At 46.9% G+C, this 20,231-nt stretch carries 17 protein-coding genes; 14 read left to right on the top strand and 3 right to left on the bottom strand.

The window, feature by feature from the left end; genetic code table 11:
- Positions 1–21 precede the first annotated feature (21 nt).
- The 4 genes from RH46_RS05200 (at position 22) to RH46_RS05185 (ending at position 3,615) form a co-directional block, all read left to right on the top strand.
- Complete coding sequence (locus RH46_RS05200) at positions 22–648, top strand: MarC family protein (protein WP_006878348.1); 627 nt, start codon at positions 22–24, stop codon at positions 646–648.
- A gap of 220 nt (positions 649–868) precedes the next feature.
- A complete protein-coding gene (locus tag RH46_RS05195; protein WP_005470918.1) occupies positions 869–1,132 on the top strand; it encodes a DUF4212 domain-containing protein in 264 nt (87 codons plus the stop codon).
- Between the two features lie 12 nt (positions 1,133–1,144).
- A complete protein-coding gene (locus tag RH46_RS05190; RefSeq protein ID WP_006878347.1) occupies positions 1,145–2,872 on the top strand; it encodes a sodium:solute symporter family protein in 1,728 nt (575 codons plus the stop codon).
- A 260-nt stretch (positions 2,873–3,132) separates the two neighbouring features.
- Positions 3,133–3,615, top strand: a complete 483-nt coding sequence (locus tag RH46_RS05185; protein ID WP_006878346.1) for a hypothetical protein — start codon at positions 3,133–3,135, stop codon at positions 3,613–3,615.
- A 215-nt stretch (positions 3,616–3,830) separates the two neighbouring features.
- On the opposite strand, the gene RH46_RS05180 is transcribed toward RH46_RS05185, so the two are convergent.
- Entirely contained in the window at positions 3,831–7,259 is a 3,429-nt protein-coding gene (locus RH46_RS05180) for a hybrid sensor histidine kinase/response regulator (RefSeq protein ID WP_006878345.1), read from the bottom strand.
- Positions 7,260–7,377: 118 nt separating this feature from the next.
- A complete protein-coding gene (locus RH46_RS05175; protein WP_006878344.1) occupies positions 7,378–8,562 on the bottom strand; it encodes a 3-phenylpropionate MFS transporter in 1,185 nt (394 codons plus the stop codon).
- Between the two features lie 203 nt (positions 8,563–8,765).
- Here RH46_RS05175 and RH46_RS05170 point away from each other — a divergent pair, with 203 nt between their 5' ends.
- The 10 genes from RH46_RS05170 to RH46_RS05125 all read left to right on the top strand — a co-directional run bounded on the left by RH46_RS05170 (position 8,766) and on the right by RH46_RS05125 (position 19,721).
- Positions 8,766–10,592, top strand: a complete 1,827-nt coding sequence (locus RH46_RS05170) for a DUF294 nucleotidyltransferase-like domain-containing protein (protein ID WP_006878343.1) — start codon at positions 8,766–8,768, stop codon at positions 10,590–10,592.
- Between the two features lie 9 nt (positions 10,593–10,601).
- Positions 10,602–11,234 (top strand): 3'-5' exonuclease, encoded by a 633-nt coding sequence (locus tag RH46_RS05165; RefSeq protein WP_006878342.1) that lies wholly within the window; start codon positions 10,602–10,604, stop codon positions 11,232–11,234.
- Between the two features lie 213 nt (positions 11,235–11,447).
- Positions 11,448–13,397, top strand: coding sequence for an acetate--CoA ligase (gene acs, locus RH46_RS05160; protein WP_006878341.1), 1,950 nt, complete (start codon positions 11,448–11,450; stop codon positions 13,395–13,397).
- Positions 13,398–13,697: 300 nt separating this feature from the next.
- A complete protein-coding gene (aroQ, locus tag RH46_RS05155; RefSeq protein WP_006878340.1) occupies positions 13,698–14,147 on the top strand; it encodes a type II 3-dehydroquinate dehydratase in 450 nt (149 codons plus the stop codon).
- 80 nt (positions 14,148–14,227) lie between these two features.
- On the top strand, positions 14,228–14,692 hold the full coding sequence (gene accB, locus RH46_RS05150; RefSeq protein ID WP_006878339.1) for an acetyl-CoA carboxylase biotin carboxyl carrier protein: 465 nt from the start codon (positions 14,228–14,230) through the stop codon (positions 14,690–14,692).
- 15 nt (positions 14,693–14,707) lie between these two features.
- Complete coding sequence (gene accC / locus RH46_RS05145) at positions 14,708–16,051, top strand: acetyl-CoA carboxylase biotin carboxylase subunit (RefSeq protein ID WP_006878338.1); 1,344 nt, start codon at positions 14,708–14,710, stop codon at positions 16,049–16,051.
- A gap of 158 nt (positions 16,052–16,209) precedes the next feature.
- Positions 16,210–17,097, top strand: coding sequence for a 50S ribosomal protein L11 methyltransferase (gene prmA, locus RH46_RS05140; protein ID WP_006878337.1), 888 nt, complete (start codon positions 16,210–16,212; stop codon positions 17,095–17,097).
- Between the two features lie 139 nt (positions 17,098–17,236).
- The gene (gene dusB, locus RH46_RS05135) at positions 17,237–18,199 is read left to right on the top strand and encodes a tRNA dihydrouridine synthase DusB (protein WP_040895266.1); all 963 of its coding nucleotides are present in this window, start codon (positions 17,237–17,239) and stop codon (positions 18,197–18,199) included.
- A 72-nt stretch (positions 18,200–18,271) separates the two neighbouring features.
- The gene (gene fis / locus RH46_RS05130; protein ID WP_000462885.1) at positions 18,272–18,568 is read left to right on the top strand and encodes a DNA-binding transcriptional regulator Fis; all 297 of its coding nucleotides are present in this window, start codon (positions 18,272–18,274) and stop codon (positions 18,566–18,568) included.
- Between the two features lie 175 nt (positions 18,569–18,743).
- Positions 18,744–19,721 (top strand): GGDEF domain-containing protein, encoded by a 978-nt coding sequence (locus tag RH46_RS05125; RefSeq protein WP_006878335.1) that lies wholly within the window; start codon positions 18,744–18,746, stop codon positions 19,719–19,721.
- Here RH46_RS05125 and zntR read toward each other — a convergent pair.
- Positions 19,718–20,158 carry a Zn(2+)-responsive transcriptional regulator gene (gene zntR / locus RH46_RS05120; protein ID WP_006878334.1) on the bottom strand — a complete coding sequence of 147 codons (441 nt, stop codon included), beginning with the start codon at positions 20,156–20,158 and terminating at the stop codon, positions 19,718–19,720. The two genes, RH46_RS05125 and zntR, sit on opposite strands and share 4 nt — an antisense overlap.
- Positions 20,159–20,231 lie beyond the last annotated feature (73 nt).

Raw genomic sequence — 20,231 nt, 5'->3', positions numbered from 1 at the left:
CTAACTCTGGGAGTACTTCTCTTGCTAAGCATTTTAATCACCCAATTTGTCGTCCTATGGGCGGTCATTGATCCAATCGGTTCGGTGCCAGTTTATCTCTCTCAAACTCAGCACCTAACCGCAAAGCAGCGTCGTCTGGTCGCACTTAAAGCGGTTGCTATCGCAACCGGCGTCTTACTCTTCTTCCTCGTAGCAGGTCAATTGTTACTCGAAGCTATGCAGATCCCCCTACCGGCATTTCAAGCGGCTGGCGGACTGGTACTACTGCTGTTTGCCTTAACCATGATTTTCGGTGAATCCAAACCAGAGCAAGAAACCAAGTTATCTGAAGAAGTGAGCCACTCCGACTTAGCCGATCTGGCCGTCTATCCACTGGCTATTCCTTCCATCGCCTCGCCAGGGGCAATGATGGCAATCGTCATGCTGACAGATAATCACCGCTATGCCGTTGTTGATCAGAGTATTACCGCCGCAGTGATGGTCGCTGTACTGGTTATCACTCTGCTGCTGTTGCTAGGCGCGACACATATTCAAAAATGGATTGGTAACGTTGGTGCTGCCATCATCAGTCGAGTAATGGGGCTGATTCTGGCGGCTGTAGCAGTCAATAATCTGCTGATGGGGATCAAAGATTTCTATCTTGGCTAGAAAAATTCGCCTGGTCTGAGTCGAAAACGTTAGACTTTAGGCTAATTTAACACAACGTTAACATCACATAATTATCACTAATTCCTTTAAGCGCCTTATTTTTAGGCGCTTTTTGTTTTTCATGCCCCGACTAAAGTTGAAAAGAGTTCTTGCCCCACCCTTGCTAGTGTAGATATTGAAACATTTTCTTAACAACAAAACCAATCGTAAGGAGGCGGCAATGGCGTTTGAAAGTCAAGATAAAGCCAAAGCCTATTGGGATAAGAACGTAAAACTGATGATCAACCTAATGGTGGTTTGGTTTGTCGTTTCTTTTGGCTGCGGCATCTTATTTGTCGACGTACTTAATCAATTTCAACTAGGTGGTTACAAGCTGGGCTTCTGGTTCGCACAGCAAGGGTCCATCTATACCTTCCTAGGTATTATTTTCTACTACGCGTGGAAAATGCGCCAAATTGACCGTGAATTCGGCGTAGATGAGTAAGGAGTAACTCAGATGGATTTGAAAACTATCACTTACCTCGTTGTTGGTGCGACCTTTATCCTTTACATCGGTATTGCGATTTGGGCACGTGCTGGATCAACTAAAGAGTTCTATGTTGCAGGCGGTGGTGTAAACCCAATCGCTAACGGCATGGCAACAGCAGCGGACTGGATGTCAGCAGCATCATTTATCTCTATGGCTGGTCTGATCGCCTTTATGGGTTACGGCGGTTCCGTATTCCTAATGGGTTGGACAGGCGGTTACGTACTTCTAGCACTTCTACTTGCACCTTACCTACGTAAGTTCGGCAAGTTTACTGTACCAGAGTTCGTAGGTGAGCGTTTCTACTCAAACGCGGCACGTATCGTGGCGGTTGTTTGTCTTATCATCGCGTCGGTAACTTACGTTATCGGTCAGATGAAAGGTGTTGGTGTTGCGTTCGGTCGTTTCCTAGAAGTTGATTACTCTACTGGTCTTCTGATTGGTATGTGTATCGTATTCATGTACGCAGTAATGGGCGGCATGAAAGGGATTACTTACACGCAGATTGCTCAATATTGCGTACTCATTTTAGCTTACACTATTCCAGCAATCTTTATCTCTCTGCAGTTAACTGGTAACCCTCTACCTCAGATTGGTCTGGGTAGTACTATCCAAGGCACCGATGTGTATCTGCTCGACAGGCTCGACCAGGTGGTGACCGAACTCGGATTTAGTGAATACACCACGCAAGTCCGTGGCGATACACTGAACATGTTCGTTTACACTATGTCACTAATGATCGGTACTGCAGGTCTACCACACGTAATCATCCGTTTCTTCACTGTACCTAAGGTTCGTGACGCACGTACATCAGCAGGTTGGGCTCTAGTATTCATCGCTATCCTATACACTACTGCTCCAGCAGTATCTGCAATGGCTCGTCTAAACCTAATGGATACTGTTAACCCAGCTCCAGGTCAGCATCTTGCTTATGATGAGCGTCCAGACTGGTTCAAGAACTGGGAGAAAACAGGTCTACTTGGTTTCGAAGATAAGAACGGCGATGGCAACATCCAATACACTTCTAGCGCAGCAACGAATGAGCTAAAAGTTGACCGTGACATCATGGTACTGGCTAACCCTGAGATTGCGAAGCTACCAAACTGGGTAATCGCTCTAGTGGCAGCAGGTGGTCTGGCAGCGGCACTTTCAACCGCAGCAGGTCTATTGCTGGCGATATCCTCCGCGATATCACATGACTTAATCAAAGGCGTTATAAATCCGAATATATCTGAGAAGAAAGAACTGCTCGCCAGTCGAATCTCCATGGCGGTGGCGATTGCAGTGGCTGGTTATCTGGGCCTCAACCCGCCAGGCTTTGCAGCAGGTACGGTAGCACTGGCCTTCGGTCTGGCCGCATCGTCCATCTTCCCTGCACTGATGATGGGTATCTTCAGCAAAGGTATCAACAAAGAAGGTGCAATCGCAGGTATGGTTGCGGGTATCAGTATCACTCTATTCTACGTATTCCAGCACAAAGGCATCCTATTTGTCGCTGACTGGAAATACCTAGAAAGCTGGGGTAGCAACTGGTTCCTAGGCATCGAACCAAACGCATTTGGTGCAATTGGTGCGGTATTTAACTTCCTAGTAGCGTTCGCTGTATCGAAAGTAACAGCTGAAACTCCACAAGAAGTTAAAGATCTGGTTGAACACGTACGTGTACCAGCAGGTGCTGGCGGCGCTGTTGACCACTAAAATCTAATCTAAACCACAAAAGCCCCATCTGGGGCTTTTTTATTCGCTTAACTTATTCTAATAATTAAAGATTCTCTGAACAGTAGCAAGGACGTATACCAGTGCCATTGATTCTATGTTCAGAGATTACGCAGAAAAAATCGCTTAGAACAAGGCAAAGATTGCAGCAAGCTAGTTGCTTTACCTTCTAAATCTTTAACGCAGTTATTAGCGATTTTAGCCAGCACGAATGAACAGATAATTGATGGAACTAGTATTTTATGTTCAAGAACAAGCACTTTCTGATTGCACTATTGATAGCCCCTATTCTTTCTTTGATTGCCTACTTTGGGACAGATATGGCACTGAGTGAAAAACCTCACGCCGCTAAAGAAGGGGAAACATATAAGCTGGCAGCCAAATCTAACTGTCGCTATACCAGTGGACTATGTGATATGACCAACGGCGATTTTAAGGTGCAGTTCCGTTCAGAAAAGCTAACGGCGCAGGGACTAGATCTATCACTAAAAGCCGCTTACCCGCTCGATGGTGTAAAACTATCATTGGTTAATGGACAAGATCAGGATGCCCAGCCAATTGACATGCAACCTGCCGACAGCAGCGGTAAACAGTGGATGATTTCACTGCCTAAGCCTCAATCAGAAGAGAGTTGGTTGAGAGTAGCAGTTCAGTCTAACGGCACTCTTTACTATGGAGAAACACAGACTGCGTTTGTGAAGTACGAAACGTTGTTTACGGAATAGAAGAGAGAAAATTTTGGAAGGTTGACGTTATAGGGCGTCAACCTTTTTTCTGTATTTTAGACGTAAGTTCTCAACAAAAAGCTCTGGTTCTGATATCTACCCAGCAGCTATAACGCGCACCTCTCGAAGGACGGAGTCCGGTCTCGATTCTCGGAGCGCAGCGTTCTAAATTCTCGCAGGGCCCAGCCCGCTCTCAATTATCCGAGCGAGGCGCCCTACACCCGATTCAATACCGCCCTTAGCTTGAGCGGTTTAACTGGCTTAGGAATAAAACTAAACCCATTCGACTTAATGCCATCAAGCATATCGTCGGTACGATCAGCACTAATGATGACACCAATAAAGCTGTCGCCTAAGCGCAATCGGCACTGTTGCAGGACCTCTAGTCCGGTTCGGCCATTATCGAGACGATAGTCAGACAGAATCACGTCAGGCACCCAATGTTCATCAATCAACTGCAGGCTACCCACGAGATCAACGGCAGTCCGCACATCACAACCCCAACGACCAAGTAAGTTTTCCATACCAACCAGAATATCCTGCTCATTGTCGACACACAGAACCCTGAGATGGCTAAGGTCAGATGCAACGGTAGTAACGCTCTCTTTAACTGGCGCTAACGCTTCTTCGCTACGGTCTAAAGTAATCGAGAACACGCTACCCTGACCTGGCCAAGAACGCATAGTGATTTGATGACCAAGTACATGAGCAATCCCTTTCGAGATTGCCAAACCAAGGCCAAGCCCCTGATCTGATCGCACCTGACTACCGCGGTTAAACTCTTCGAAGATCTCTTGCTGCTTATCTTCATCGATCCCCATGCCGTTGTCCCAGACATCGATCCTTGCTTTACCGCCGATACGCTTAACTCCTAGTACCACCTTGCCCCTTGGGCTATAACGGAATGCATTGGTCAAAAAGTTCTGCACAACCCGACGCAGTAATTTAGGGTCTGATTGAACTAACAGCTGACTCGGAATCATGGAGAACTCAATGCCCTGTTGCTTGGCAAGCGCACTAAATTCAGCATTGAGGTTAGACAGAACATCATTGATGGCAAAGCCGTGGACGTTGATATCCAGTTTGCCCGACTCGAGGCGTGAAATATCAAGCAGGTCACCAATCAAGTCTTCTGCTGCGCCTAAAGCACTTTCAATATGTTTGGATAGCTGTTTGGTTTCCGGCTCGTTGGCAACTTCTGAAAGTGAAGAGGCAAAGAGTCGCGCTGCATTGAGTGGTTGCATCAAATCGTGACTGACCGCCGCCAAGAAACGGGATTTAGATTGAGACTCGTGCTCCGAACGCTGAGTCGCTGACACCAACTTTTTATTCAGTTGTTCCAGTTCTTTAGTTCGCTCCTGAACTCGCTCCTCCAGACTCTCGTTGGCATCTTTTAGCGCCTGCTCGGCATCGCGGAATACGGTGATATCAGTAAAGCTCATTACAAACCCACCGCCAGGCATTGGATTACCCTGAACCTCAATAACCCGCCCATCAGGACGCACTCGCGATGATGTATGGCGAGTACCTTGCTCTAAATGGAATACACGGCGGCGAACATGTTGTTCAGGGTCGCCCGGGCCACATAATCCCTGTTCTGCATTATGACGAATCACATCGGCTATTGGTCTACCGACCTGAATCAAGCCCGCAGGGAATGTAAACAATTCGAGATAGCGCTGGTTCCATGCCACCAGCCTTAGCTGTTTATCGACAACAGCAATGCCCTGACCGATATGTTCAATTGCACCCTGCAACAATCCTCGGCTGAAGTCATACAGCTCTGAAGCTTCATCAACAATGGTCGCCACTTCTTCCAGCTGCATGTTGCGCCCCTGTAGAGCAGAAGTTAGTACTAACTTTGCCGATGACGCACCAAACACACCGGCTAGTACACGCTCTGTGTGACGTATCAGTGTCGAGGGAGCTTGTTGATTGGGTAGCATGGTCTCGCGCTGCTGCTGCCAATACTGTCTGAATGCATTACGAACCCTTTGTCGGCCAACAAAACGTGAGGCGAGCATTTCCAGTTCACCAACCGTCACGCGGCTTTGGTACAGACTCATGTTCTCACTTTCTGGTAATGGGGTACCAACGAAAGCAGCGGACTGTAAACGCTCACTGAGACTAGCGCGAGTAAACAGCGACACGACTACGTAACACAGGGCGTTTAGGGAAATACTCAGTAATATTCCCCAATCCGAGTTGGTTACGTCCCAATTCTGCAGTAACTGCGGCGGCGTGATCAGCCACAGCAGCAAGTTGCTGTCCGCACTGCCGGCCAGCATATCGGTCTGACTCATTAGGGTTATCAGCCACACAGTAAAGCCGACCGCTAATCCGACATAGACACCTTTGCGATTGCCCTGACGCCAGTACATCCCCCCTAACAGCGCCGGAGCGAATTGGGTAATTGCGGCAAATGAGAGGAATCCGATTGCTGACAGTGAGTGAATACTTCCTAACGCCTGATAGAAAGCCCACGCACCAAGCAGTAGTAGCAAGATCAATCCACGACGAATAACCAACAGTAAACCAGAAAAGTGGCGATGATTACGCTGAGACAGACGCATCCTACGCAGCAACAGTGGCATGACTAAGTCATTGGATACCATGATTGCCAATGCAATTGTCGAGACAATAACCATACCACTGGCAGCGGATGTACCACCTAAGAACGCCAACAACGCAACGTCCTGAGCACCAACTGCCATCGGCAAGCTAATCACGTAGGTATCCGGGCTGGCGTTGCTCAACAGAGATTGCCCTACCCAAGCGATAGGCAGGACAAACATTCCCATTAAGATCAGGTAAACAGGGAACAGCCAGCGGGCAGTATGCAGATCTTGAGCACGTTCGTTTTCTACTACCATAGTGTGGAACTGACGCGGCAGACAGACAATCGCCAGCATAGTAAGAACAGTATGAATCAGTAACGTAGGAACATTCGGTGACTGATAAGTCTGGCGAGCGATCTCAACCAGTTCAACATCACTGCGATTAACGGCCAGAAAAAGGATAAACAGACCAACGGCGAGAAAGGCCACCAGCTTGATAATCGATTCAAACGCGATTGCCATCATCATACCGCGGTGGTGCTCGGTATTATCGATATGGCGGGTACCAAACAGCATGGTAAACACCGCGAGTGCCACCACGACAAACCATGAGACATCAAAGCCCGAGCCTTCAAATTGCGCTGGCAAATCCGGGGCAATTATCTCTAAGCCCATGGTGATGCCACGCAGTTGCAGGGCGATATAAGGAAGAATACCGGCGACAGCAATGAGGGTCACGACTACCGCCAATCCTTGTGACTTGCCGTAACGGGCAGCGATAAAGTCGGCTATTGAAGTGATATGTTCGCGCTTAGCGGTAATGATAAGCCTGGCAAGAATACGCCATCCTAAGGTGAATACCAGAATCGGGGCAATATAGATTGGCAGGAATGACCATGGGTTACTACTCGCCTGACCCACCGTGCCATAGAAGGTCCACGAGGTACAATAAACCGCAATTGACAAACTGTAGACCCAAGGTCGCCATTTGGCTAACCAAGAGTGTTGTTTATCGCCGTACCAGGCAATGAGAAACAGTAAACCGAGATACAACAGTGATACGGTGATCACGAGCCAACCCTGCATCAGATATCCTTATCCATTTTCGTCCATGTCGTTTGCTTTACTCATAAAACAAAAAACCTCTTCATATTGAAGAGGTTTCATTAAACTCATTAAAGCATCTGAACTCAATCAGAGAGGCTTAATTCTGTGCTTTGGGCTCGGCTTTAATCACATCGTTAACACTATGAGCCTGTGGTTCGACTTTGATAAATAGTGCCAGAACACCCATTACCGCCATCGCCCAGAAAACGTTGGCACCCCAGTTTTCATAACCCCAGCCACTCAAAGTCGTCATCAGAGCAATAAACGCCCCGAGTGGAATCGCATTATATAACGCTTGCAGAGCGACCATTTTACGCTGCTCTGAATGCTGAATATATTGAATTGCAGCAATATGTGCGATCGCGAATGTCACGCCATGCAGCAACTGAATCGCAACCAGTGCAAGCAGTGCTGTTGTTGAGGCAGTGAGTCCCCAACGAACAACCACACCTAATGCTGCAACGACAAACAGCGCACGTAAACTCCAGCCAGAGAACAGACGTTTACTTAAAGCGAATACCGCTACCTCTGCCGCAACACCTAAACTCCACAGATAACCGATAATGTCTTCCGAGTAACCCGCCCCTTTCCAGTAAATAGAACTAAAACTGTAGTAAGCAGCATGACTACCCTGAATCAGGGCGACCAGCACGAGGAACTTAATCACTGGTAGTTCACGCAGCAGCTCTGTTAGTTTCGGACGCTCAGCATCGTGCTCAGAAGTCGTCACTGGCATCGGGTTGATGCTGCGAGCCGAGAAGATTAATGCGGCAATCACCCCGGCTAGCGCGGTATAGAGAATCATATCGGAACCGTACTGAGCAACCAGATAACCCACCACGGTAGAACCTGCAATAAATGCTAACGAACCCCAAAGACGCGTGCGGCCATAATCAAGCATTTTAAGACGCGCATAGTAGTTAGCCATTGCATCTGACAACGGAACCACTGGACCACAGCAAAGGTTAAATAGCACAGTCGCCAGCGCCATTAACCAGAAGCTTCCTCCAGTGAAAAAGTGGAAGCCGACAAACAGGATAGAAGCAAAGCTCAGCCAGCGTAATGCCGGCATTAAATGCTCGACTTTATGAATACGCGGCGTCAGTACCATGTTCGCTACGCAGCGAGTCGCAAAACCGATACCTACTAACAAACCGATGTCAGTTGCTGAAACGCCCTGCTCTTCAAACCATAGTGCCCAAAACGGCAGGTAGACACCGTAGGCAAAAAAGAAGCCGACAAAATACTGGGAAATCCAGCCATATGGAGAAGGGGTTAGCATTTAAACCTCGGAATGCATCAAAAAAGGGCAAGGTATTATCGTTTGCTCTGCGCGGAATAAAAAGGGAAGAATTATCACAACTGAGTTTCCCTATTGTCATAACAAAGAGCAGCTTATCCCTTCAGATACGACCAAAGTCGTCTGGCGCAATTGTCAAAATATTGCACACTAAGCAGATGTAGAGATCGCATGAGTCAGTCGCTATGCCAGATAAGTTCAATATGCACTCCCCGCCCTTTGACCGTTTAGACCCTGAGCAGCAGAACAAACTGCGCAGTTCATTAGACGTGGCCTACTTTCGTGCCAAAGAGACCCTGCTTCAGCCAGGGATAGCCAGTCAACACCTACATATACTTATCAAAGGTGCGGTAGAAGAACGCTCGCAAGACGACAAAGAGATCTTTGCCCATTACGCTAATGATGACCTGTTTGATGTACGTGCTCTGTTTGAAGAGAGTGTCAAACACAGATACGTAGCCCTGGAAGATACCCTCTCATATCTGCTGCCTAAGTCTGTCTTCCTTGAGCTATACAACGAAAATGGTCAGTTTGCTGCCTACTTCGATAACAACCTCGCGCGTCGTCAGGAGCTCATTGAAGCCGCGCAGCAGCAGCAAAATCTGGCAGAGTTTATTCTGACTAAAGTCGACAGTGACATTTATCACCCACCTATGCTGCTCTCCCCGGAACAACCGCTTAATGAGGTCACTCAGACCCTGAAACAGAACGGTATTGATTCGGCCTTGGTGCGCCTTAATGACGACGATGAGCGACTTGTGGAAGATCCTCATTCACTCCCTTATGGCATCATTACCCGAACCAATATGCTCCATGCGGTCATGCTGGAAGGGCACCCGCTTGATACCCCTGTTGGCGATATAGCAACCTTTCCGGTTATTCATGTCGAGAATGGGGAGTTTCTGTTCAATGCGATGATCAAAATGACGCGTAATCGAATGAAGCGCGTGATGGTATCCGATGGTAAAGAAGCGGTCGGCATGCTGGATATGACTCAGATTCTGAGTGCTTTCTCAACCCATTCGCATGTACTGACACTGAGCATTGCCCGCTCTTCGAGTATTGAAGAGTTAGCGCTGGCTTCGAACCGCCAGCGTCATCTGGTCGAAAGCTTACTCAATAACGGCATTCGTACTCGTTTTATCATGGAGCTTATCTCAGCGGTTAATGAACAAATCATTGAAAAAGCCTTTGAACTGATTGTTCCTCCCGCCCTTCACGACCAGTGCTGTCTGGTTGTTTTAGGCTCAGAAGGGCGTGGAGAACAGATCCTGAAAACCGACCAGGATAACGCGCTAATTATTAAAGATGGAGTGACCTGGCATCAGTGTGAAGCAGTCATGGAGCAATTAACTCACACCTTACAACAGCTAGGTTACCCACTCTGCCCTGGCAATGTGATGGTCAACAACCCTAAATGGGTTAAGACTCAGGAAGCATGGAAAAACACCATTACTGTCTGGTCTAAACCTAACTCGGCTGAACAGGTGATGGATTTAGCGATCTTCACTGATGCTCACGCCGTCGCAGGTAACAAATCACTGCTGGAGCCGATCACTGAACATTTGAAACAGACAATGTTTAATAACATGCTGGCGCTGCAAGACTTCTCTCGCCCGGCACTACAGTTCTCCCTACCATTAACTCTGTTTGGTAACGTTAAGAAAGATAAGCAGGGAGTCGATGTCAAAAGTGGTGGTATTTTCCCGATTGTGCATGGCATCCGTACATTAGTGCTGGAGTATGGCATCGAAGAAAAAAATACTTTCGAACGTATTGAAGCTCTGCGTAACAAACGGATTCTCGAACCAGACACAGCAGATAACCTCAGCGAAGCGCTCAAGTTACTGTTTAAACTGCGCTTAAATCAGCAATTGAGCAACCAGCACAGCCACAACCGCATTGACCTCAGTCAGATAGACCGCACCGAGCGCGACTTATTACGCCACAGCTTACATGTAGTGAAAAAGTTTAAGCAGTTCTTGGGCTATCATTATCAGATAAGAGATTAAGGTGTCGCGATGAACTGGTTAATGCGCCGCTATTGGTATTACAAGCTTAAAGGCTCTCCTTATCAGCCTCTATTTGCCTCGGTTAAGAAAGGCGAATATGTCTCGCTCGACTGCGAAACCACCAGCCTGGATCCTAACCGCGCAGAGCTTGTTACTATTGCGGCAACCAAAATCATCGACAATCGTATTATCACCAGCAAGCCGTTTGAGGTGCGTTTACGAGCTCCTCAGTCTCTTGATTCTGGTTCGGTAAAAATCCATAAAATACGCCATCAGGATCTGGTCGATGGTATTGATGAAAAGCAGGCTCTGATCCAGTTATTGGAGTTTATTGGTAACCGACCTCTGGTTGGTTACCACATTCGCTACGACAAAAAAATTCTCGACCTGGCCTGCCAGAAACAACTTGGATTTCCCCTACCAAATCCTCTAATTGAGGTCAGCCAGATTTACCATGATAAGTTGGAAAAACACCTCCCCAACGCCTATTTCGACCTCAGTCTGGACGCAATTTGTCGTCACTTAGATCTGCCAATGCAAGATAAGCATGATGCTCTGCAGGATGCGATCTCCGCCGCATTAGTCTTTGTGCGACTGACAAAAGGTGATCTACCTAGTCTTAGTTTACCCTACAGAAGCTAGTATAAAGACATTACATCAGTCCCATTTTCAAACATAGATCGCTAATTTTTAAGCAGATTTCTTCCTATCATCCTAAAGTCTAATTGTCGAATCTACTCCTGTGATTGAAAGTTATAGGCATAAGGATTTTACAACGTCGGGGTCAGGTGACCTCATCGTTTTAAACGGACACTTGCTCAATTCATAACGAATTAGGCAACAAGGAGATCAGCAATGAGTGAAGCCCATATTTATCCGGTTAAAGAGAACATCAAGAAAAACACACACGCGGATAACGATACTTACCAAGCCATGTACCAACAATCTGTAACAGACCCTGTTGGCTTCTGGAGTGAGCACGGCAAAATCGTCGATTGGATCAAGCCATTTACTCAAGTTAAAAACACCTCTTTCGATACTGGCCACGTAGACATTCGTTGGTTCGAAGACGGTACTCTCAACGTTTCTGCTAACTGTATTGACCGTCATCTGGCTGAGCGCGGTGATGACGTTGCTATCATCTGGGAAGGTGATGATCCAAACGATGACAAAACACTAACGTTCAAAGAGCTGCACAAAGAAGTGTGTGAGTTCTCTAACGCACTTAAAGAGCAAGGTGTACGTAAAGGTGATGTTGTTTGTCTTTACATGCCAATGGTGACTGAAGCAGCGGTTGCTATGCTTGCTTGTACCCGTATCGGTGCGGTTCACACTGTGGTATTTGGTGGTTTCTCACCAGAAGCACTTTCTGGTCGTATTATAGATTCTGACGCTAAAGTGGTGATTACTGCTGACGAAGGCGTTCGTGGCGGTCGCGCGGTTCCACTGAAGAAAAACGTTGATGAAGCTCTGACTAACCCAGAAGTAAAAACCATCGAAAAAGTCATCGTAATGAAGCGTACTGGTGGTGATATTGACTGGCACGAGCATCGCGATGTTTGGTGGCATGAAGCTACAGCGAATGTTTCTTCAGACTGTCCACCAGAAGAGATGAAAGCAGAAGATCCACTATTCATCCTTTACACATCTGGTTCTACTGGCAAGCCAAAAGGTGTTCTACACACAACGGGTGGTTACCTAGTGTATGCCGCGATGACGTTCAAATACGTATTTGACTACCAGCCAGGTGAAACTTTCTGGTGTACAGCAGATGTGGGTTGGATCACTGGCCACACTTACCTTATCTACGGACCACTGGCAAACGGTGCGAAAACTATCCTGTTTGAAGGTGTGCCAAACTACCCAAGCACTAGCCGCATGAGCGAAGTGGTTGATAAGCATCAGGTAAACATTCTATACACTGCTCCGACAGCAATTCGTGCTCTTATGGCGAAAGGTAATGAAGCCGTAGAAGGCACGTCTCGTAGCAGCTTACGCATCATGGGTTCAGTAGGTGAACCAATTAACCCAGAAGCGTGGGAGTGGTACTACAAAACTATCGGTAACGAGAACTCGCCAATCGTTGATACTTGGTGGCAAACAGAAACAGGCGGCATCCTTATCGCACCACTTCCAGGTGCAACGGATCTAAAACCTGGTTCGGCAACTCGTCCATTCTTCGGTGTTCAACCTGCTCTTGTTGATAACATGGGTAACATCATCGAAGGTGCAACGGACGGTAACCTGGTTATTCTTGACTCATGGCCTGGTCAGATGCGTACTGTTTACGGTGACCATGACCGCTTTGAGCAAACTTACTTCTCTACCTTTAAAGGTATGTACTTCACGAGTGACGGTGCTCGTCGCGATGAAGATGGTTACTACTGGATCACAGGTCGTGTCGATGACGTACTGAACGTATCAGGTCACCGCATGGGTACTGCTGAGATTGAATCAGCACTGGTTGCTCACGATAAGATTGCAGAAGCAGCGATTGTAGGTATCCCACACGATATCAAAGGTCAGGCAATCTACGCTTACATCACGCTAAATGATGGTGAGTTCCCAAGTGCAGAGCTACACGCAGAAGTGAAGAACTGGGTTCGTAAAGAGATCGGCCCGATTGCAACACCAGACGTACTACACTGGACAGATTCACTACCTAAGACTCGCTCAGGTAAGATCATGCGTCGAATTCTACGTAAGATTGCAACTGGCGATACCAGTAACCTTGGTGATACATCGACACTGGCAGACCCAAGTGTTGTTGATAAGCTCATTGCAGAGAAAGCAGAGCTAGCGTAACACCAAAACCACCTCCCCCTTAATAACAAAGCCGTCACATCGTGGCGGCTTTGCCGTTTTCTGCGCTAGACAGCGTACTTTTAACCGCTTCAATCGAACAAAAAATGTTACCTCGGTTACAAAAACCGACGACCAAGGTGGGAGATTAGACCAGTAAATTGCTGCGATTTGCGCTGAATTGGCTATAATCTGGGTCTATTTCAAAGATCCAGCGATATTTTTGACAAAATTAGTATGCTGAATCAGCGATAATATGGGAATATTCCAGTTCATATCATGAAGTAGGAAGATGGCAGCATAATGACAGCAAAATCACGCATTCTTGTCTTAAATGGTCCAAATCTAAACCTGTTAGGTCTACGCGAGCCCGCACATTATGGCTCTTCGAGCCTGACACAGATTGTTGATACCTTAACCAAGCAAGCTCACGAAGCAGGCGTTGAACTCCAACACCTTCAATCGAACCGTGAATATGAACTGATCGAAGCTATTCATGCTGCTTACGATAATGTCGACTTTATTATCATCAACCCGGCAGCCTTCACTCACACCAGTGTGGCTCTGCGTGATGCACTACTCGGCGTCGCTATCCCATTTATCGAAGTACATCTATCAAATGTACATGCACGTGAGCCTTTCCGTCACCACTCTTATCTATCAGATAAGGCTGAAGGCGTGATTTGTGGTTTAGGTGCGCAAGGTTACGAATTCGCTCTGTCTGCTGCCATTAACAAGTTGCAGGCAAAGTAACTTAATTACTATCAAAGTAAATAAACACTCTGCAGCTCACTTTGAGCTGTCTTATTCACAAGATAAAAGAGAAAGAAAAGATGGATATCCGTAAAATCAAGAAGCTTATCGAGTTAGTAGAAGAGTCTGGCATTGCTGAGCTAGAAATCTCTGAAGGTGAAGAGTCGGTACGCATCAGCCGTAACGGCACTGCAGCGCCTGCGCCAGTTCAATATGCAGCAGCACCTGCTCCTGTAGCGGCTGTAGCTCCTGCGGCAACAGCGGCTCCTGCACCTGCAGCGACTGAAGCAGCAGCTCCTGCAGTACCTGCGGGTCACCAAGTTCTTTCTCCAATGGTAGGTACTTTCTACCGTTCTCCAAGCCCAGACGCGAAATCATTCGTAGAAGTTGGTCAAACTGTTAATGCTGGCGACACTCTATGTATCGTTGAAGCAATGAAGATGATGAACCAAATCGAAGCTGACAAGTCTGGTGTTGTTACCGCTATCCTAGTTGAAGACGGCCAGCCAGTTGAATTCGACCAACCACTTGTTGTTATCGAATAATAGAGGCTCTCTCTTATGCTAGATAAATTAGTCATCGCGAACCGAGGAGAGATTGCTCTTCGAATCCTTCGCGCATGTAAAGAACTAGGTATTAAAACGGTAGCTGTTCACTCAACAGCTGACCGTGACCTAAAACACGTACTGCTTGCAGACGAAGCAATCTGTATCGGTCCTGCTCGTGGTATCGACAGCTACCTAAACATTCCTCGTATCATTTCTGCTGCAGAAGTAACTGGCGCGGTGGCTATCCACCCTGGCTACGGCTTCCTGTCAGAAAACGCGGATTTTGCTGAGCAAGTTGAGCGTAGTGGCTTTATCTTCGTTGGCCCTAAAGCTGACACTATTCGCATGATGGGTGACAAAGTGTCAGCAATCACTGCGATGAAGAAAGCTGGCGTACCTTGTGTACCAGGTTCTGACGGTCCGCTGGACGACGACGAAGCGAAGAACAAAGCACACGCTAAACGTATTGGCTACCCAGTAATCATCAAAGCCTCTGGCGGCGGCGGTGGTCGTGGTATGCGTGTTGTACGTTCTGAAGGCGAGCTGGTTGAAGCTATCGCTATGACTCGTGCAGAAGCAAAAGCGGCATTCAACAACGATATGGTTTACATGGAGAAATTCCTGGAAAACCCTCGTCACGTTGAAGTTCAGGTTATTGCTGACGGTCAGGGCGGCGCTATCCACCTAGGTGAACGTGACTGTTCTATGCAGCGTCGTCACCAGAAGGTTGTTGAGGAAGCTCCAGCACCAGGTATCACAGAAGAGATGCGTAAATACATCGGTGAACGTTGTACACGTGCATGTCTGGAAATCGGTTACCGCGGCGCAGGTACGTTTGAATTCCTATACGAAAACGGCGAGTTCTACTTCATCGAAATGAACACGCGTATTCAGGTAGAGCACCCAGTAACTGAAATGGTAACTGGTGTTGACCTAATCAAAGAGCAGCTTCGTGTTGCCGCTGGCCAGCCTCTGTCATTCACTCAGGATGACATCAAGATTCGCGGCCATGCGATTGAGTGTCGTATCAACGCTGAAGACCCAGAGCGCTTCCTACCTTCACCAGGTAAAATCGAACGTTTCCACGCTCCAGGCGGTATGGGCGTTCGTTGGGAATCGCACATCTATACTGGCTACACTGTACCACCTCACTACGATTCAATGATCGGTAAACTGATCACATTCGGTGAGAACCGCGACGTAGCGATTGCTCGTATGAAGAACGCACTAGGTGAGATGATCGTTGAAGGCATCAAAACTAACGTTCCTCTACAGGAAAGCATTATGAATGATGAGAACTTCCAGCATGGTGGTGCCAACATTCATTACCTAGAGAAAAAACTAGGTCTGCAATAGTCTCTAGTGACCAGGTCGAGGAAATATCCTCTCTAGGAACCAGGGTCTAGAAACTCTTCCAAAATGCTCACTTCGGTGAGCATTTTTTGTTTACGTCTATAATCTCAGCAGAGATCTGATAAACTCTGCGCAAATTTTACTTTTAAGAGCACATACCCATGCCTTGGATTCAAATTAAACTCAACGCGACGAATGAAAACGCTGAACAGATCGGCGATATGCTAATGGAAGAGACTGGTGCACTGTCTGTGACCTTTCTAGACGCTCACGATACGCCTGTATTCGAGCCTCTACCGGGCGAAACACGTCTTTGGGGTGACACTGATATCCTGGCGCTGTATGACGCTGAAGCGGACAGCAACTTTATCATTGAGCAAACCAAGCTTAGTGGCTTGCTTCCTGAAGGCTTTGCCTACAAAGTCGAGCAACTTGAAGACAAAGACTGGGAACGCGAGTGGATGGACAACTTCCACCCAATGAAGTTTGGTGAGCGTTTATGGATCTGTCCAAGCTGGCGTGAAATTCCAGAGCCTGATGCGGTCAACGTAATGCTTGATCCAGGTCTGGCATTTGGTACAGGTACTCACCCAACGACGGCACTATGTCTTGAGTGGCTTGAAGGTTTAGACCTAAGTGGTAAAACAGTTATCGACTTTGGTTGTGGCTCAGGCATTCTCGCGATCGCTGCGATCAAACTAGGTGCCGAGAAAGTTATCGGGATCGACATTGATCCTCAAGCTCTGCTGGCTTCTAAAGACAATGCAGAGCGTAATGGCGTTGCTGATCAGCTTGAAGTCTTCCTTCCTCAGGATCAGCCTGAAGGGCTAATCGCTGATGTTGTGGTCGCAAATATTCTTGCTGGCCCGCTACGTGACCTGTCTCCAATTATTAAGTCATTAGTGAAACCAAATGGTGAGCTGGCGATGTCTGGTGTACTGGATACTCAGGCTGAAGATGTTGCTAACTATTACCGTGATGAGCTTCACATTGATCCTATCAAAGAGCAAAGTGAATGGTGTCGCATCTCTGGTCGAAAGCAAGGCTAGACAAGACTTTGCAAGCTAATTGACTGATTTTTGGGCGTTTTACTAAAACAAATTGTAAATGCTCAAATATTAGTCTTTTCACAGCGCTAAAAAATGCGTAAAATGCGCGCCCTTGCTGGTACTAAGCTGTGAAGACGTTTTGAAAATCGGAAAACACCAACTTAAGAACAATCTCATCGTTGCCCCAATGGCTGGCGTGACGGATAGACCATTCCGCGAGTTGTGTCTCCGTTATGGTGCAGGAATGGCCGTCAGTGAAATGATGTCGTCAAATCCTAAACTATGGAAAACGTCTAAATCGAAGCAACGCATGGTACATGAAGGCGAATCGGGCATTCGCTCTGTACAAATTGCTGGTGCTGATCCACAGCTTATGGCCGACGCTGCTCAGTTTAGTGTTGAAAACGGTGCGCAAATCATCGATATCAACATGGGCTGTCCGGCAAAGAAAGTGAATAAAAAGCTGGCTGGCTCTGCTTTACTCCAGTACCCAGATATCATCGAAGATATTCTGAAAGCTGTAGTTAACGCAGTAGATGTCCCTGTGACATTAAAAACCCGCACTGGCTGGGATACAGACAATAAAAACTGTGTCCAAATCGCTAAATTAGCCGAAGACTGCGGCATTCAGGCCTTAGCCCTACACGGGCGCACAAAGGCATGTATGTACAAAGGTGAGGCCGAATATGACAGCATTAAAGCGGTTAAACAGGCGATCTCTATACCGGTTATTGCTAACGGTGATATCGATAGCCCAGAGAAAGCTAAATATGTACTGGAATACACCGGTGCAGACGCTTTGATGATTGGACGCCCTGCCCAGGGTCGTCCGTGGATTTTCCAGGAAATCCAACACTTTTTGGAAAACGGCACCACGATGCCTGATCTTCCTTACTCGGAAGTGAAAGACATCCTGCTTGGTCATGTGAATGCCCTGCATAGTTTCTATGGAGAGTATTTAGGTCCTCGTATCGCGCGTAAGCACGTTGGCTGGTACCTGAAAGAGCATGAGCAGGCAAGTGAGTTTCGCCGTACCTTCAACGCTATTGATGTAGCTGAGCTACAGCTTGAAGCGTTAGAAGAGTATTTTGATAAAGCCTAAATAGTTGAAGCTACGGCTTCAGTTATAACGGGTAAACGTTGCATCATAATTAAGAGAAGAGCTAGACCGAATATGTTCGAACAAAATCTGACTTCAGAAGCATTAACAGTAACTACAGTAACGTCACAAGACCAGATTACTCAGAAGCCTTTACGTGACTCTGTTAAAGCGTCTCTTAAAAACTACTTGGCTCAATTAAACGGTCAAGAAGTAACAGAACTATACGAATTAGTTCTAGCTGAAGTTGAACAGCCACTACTAGATACCATCATGCAGTACACTCGCGGTAACCAAACTCGCGCAGCAACTATGATGGGTATCAACCGCGGTACTCTTCGCAAGAAACTTAAGAAATACGGCATGAACTAATCGTTCATTTCGATTCTTGATTTCAAAAGCCGGGCTCACATTGTGGGCCCGGCTTTTTTGTTATGACCAGTAAAATGCAGTGATTAAACATTCGTCAATCTGTGATCCAATACGATTGCTAACTAAAACGTGCTAGATATAATGAAAAATTACGTTTTCGTTCGGACTAAGCTACATGGCTGATATGCAAAGGGAAGAATGGCTAAGCCTGATGCTACGAGAGCTACCTGACCGTCTGCTGATTCTTGATCAGCACGGACGAGTTGTGGAAAGCTTTGGTGGTGCGGTTCAAGCTCCTCCTTACAGCGCAGATAAACCAGAGCAAACCCTGAGTGACCTGGTTCCTTCATCTGTTGCCGAACAACTTCAGCAAAGCCTAACGCAAACGATTAAGTCTGGTGTTTTGACCAAGCTTCGCTACTCCATTACTCCTTGTCAGCTATTAATGTCTTCCATTGAAGAACTTGAAGCATGGAGCGGTGTCGAAGAACGATGGTTTGAAGCGACGTTAAAACCTATTACCCTCTCCAACGGTTCTAAATATGTTATGTGGCAGGAGCGTGAGATTACCATTGCCCGCCAGCAAGAACTTGAACTGAGAAAGCTGGCTGATACCGATGAGCTTACTGGTATTTTAAACCGCCGCGCTTTTACACTGCAGTTAGAGCAGGATTTCAATAACCCGTCAGGTAAAGGGTTATCCTGTTTGATGATCGACATCGACCACTTTAAGGAAATCAACGACCAGGTCGGCCACCTTTCTGGTGATGAGGTGATCACTCAGGTAGCGCATATCTGCCGCGATACTATTCGTGGTAGCGACTACATTGGCCGCTTGGGTGGTGAAGAGTTTGGTGTTGTATTAACCCATACCAATGCGATTCAGGCCTATGACATTGCGGAGCGAATCCGTGAGTCAATTGAATCCACCCCTTGTCACGTGGATGAGCACATTATCTTACCTACCGTCAGTATCGGTATTGCGGAGCTCAATTCGCAGGTTTCGTCAGTTCGTGAACTGATGGTTCAGGCAGACAAAGCGATGTACTACTCAAAACAAACTGGGCGTAATCAGGTTACTCTCTATTACGACAACCTTCCTCAGATTAAGAGCACGACAGAGCTCAAAGCAAATATCCGTCGCGCGTCTTAAGCCGAGCTTTTTTCATCTCCGCAGCAAGACTTCTCTTCACTAGCCAAAGCCCCAAGAATTGAACAGTGGCTGGCATCATCATCCACATGCCCACAGCAAGCATCATTAATCTTTTTTAATGCGGTGCGGATACGCTGTAGTTCATTAATCTTTTCGTCGATTAGATTCAGTTTCGCACTGGTAATCGCTTTTACTTCAGCGCAGCTATGCTCTGTCGCTTCAAGTTTTATCTCCAGTAACTCGCGAATCTCATCCAAACTGAGCCCAAGATCTTTCGCTTTAAGGATAAAGCTCACCTGACTTTGATTCTGTTGGTTATACAGTCGATAGCCGGACTCGCTGCGGCCAGCAGGTTTAATTAGTTGGTTTTTCTCATAAAAACGCAGCGTGTCTGCGGTGACATTACAACGCTTCGCCAGTTCACCGATCTGAAACATAACTTTTCCTATTAACTGTTTCGTTACTTTTTAAGCTAAAACTCAAGCTTTTTGCAATTAATTTTGCGATGCC

The sequence above is a fragment of the Vibrio brasiliensis LMG 20546 genome (genome assembly GCF_000189255.1).
GTDB classification, from domain to species: domain Bacteria; phylum Pseudomonadota; class Gammaproteobacteria; order Enterobacterales; family Vibrionaceae; genus Vibrio; species Vibrio brasiliensis.
Note: the sequence above shows the minus strand (reverse complement) of the source record. Positions and strands in the feature narration are given on the sequence as shown.

Coding starts and splice junctions, on each gene's coding strand:
- RH46_RS05195 (WP_005470918.1), top strand. CDS start 869: ATGGCGTTTGAAAGTCAAGATAAAGCCAAAGCCTATTGGGATAAGAAC.
- RH46_RS05190 (WP_006878347.1), top strand. CDS start 1,145: ATGGATTTGAAAACTATCACTTACCTCGTTGTTGGTGCGACCTTTATC.
- RH46_RS05185 (WP_006878346.1), top strand. CDS start 3,133: ATGTTCAAGAACAAGCACTTTCTGATTGCACTATTGATAGCCCCTATT.
- RH46_RS05180 (WP_006878345.1), bottom strand. CDS start 7,259: ATGCAGGGTTGGCTCGTGATCACCGTATCACTGTTGTATCTCGGTTTA.
- RH46_RS05175 (WP_006878344.1), bottom strand. CDS start 8,562: ATGCTAACCCCTTCTCCATATGGCTGGATTTCCCAGTATTTTGTCGGC.
- RH46_RS05170 (WP_006878343.1), top strand. CDS start 8,766: ATGCCAGATAAGTTCAATATGCACTCCCCGCCCTTTGACCGTTTAGAC.
- RH46_RS05165 (WP_006878342.1), top strand. CDS start 10,602: ATGAACTGGTTAATGCGCCGCTATTGGTATTACAAGCTTAAAGGCTCT.
- acs (WP_006878341.1), top strand. CDS start 11,448: ATGAGTGAAGCCCATATTTATCCGGTTAAAGAGAACATCAAGAAAAAC.
- aroQ (WP_006878340.1), top strand. CDS start 13,698: ATGACAGCAAAATCACGCATTCTTGTCTTAAATGGTCCAAATCTAAAC.
- accB (WP_006878339.1), top strand. CDS start 14,228: ATGGATATCCGTAAAATCAAGAAGCTTATCGAGTTAGTAGAAGAGTCT.
- accC (WP_006878338.1), top strand. CDS start 14,708: ATGCTAGATAAATTAGTCATCGCGAACCGAGGAGAGATTGCTCTTCGA.
- prmA (WP_006878337.1), top strand. CDS start 16,210: ATGCCTTGGATTCAAATTAAACTCAACGCGACGAATGAAAACGCTGAA.
- fis (WP_000462885.1), top strand. CDS start 18,272: ATGTTCGAACAAAATCTGACTTCAGAAGCATTAACAGTAACTACAGTA.
- RH46_RS05125 (WP_006878335.1), top strand. CDS start 18,744: ATGGCTGATATGCAAAGGGAAGAATGGCTAAGCCTGATGCTACGAGAG.
- zntR (WP_006878334.1), bottom strand. CDS start 20,158: ATGTTTCAGATCGGTGAACTGGCGAAGCGTTGTAATGTCACCGCAGAC.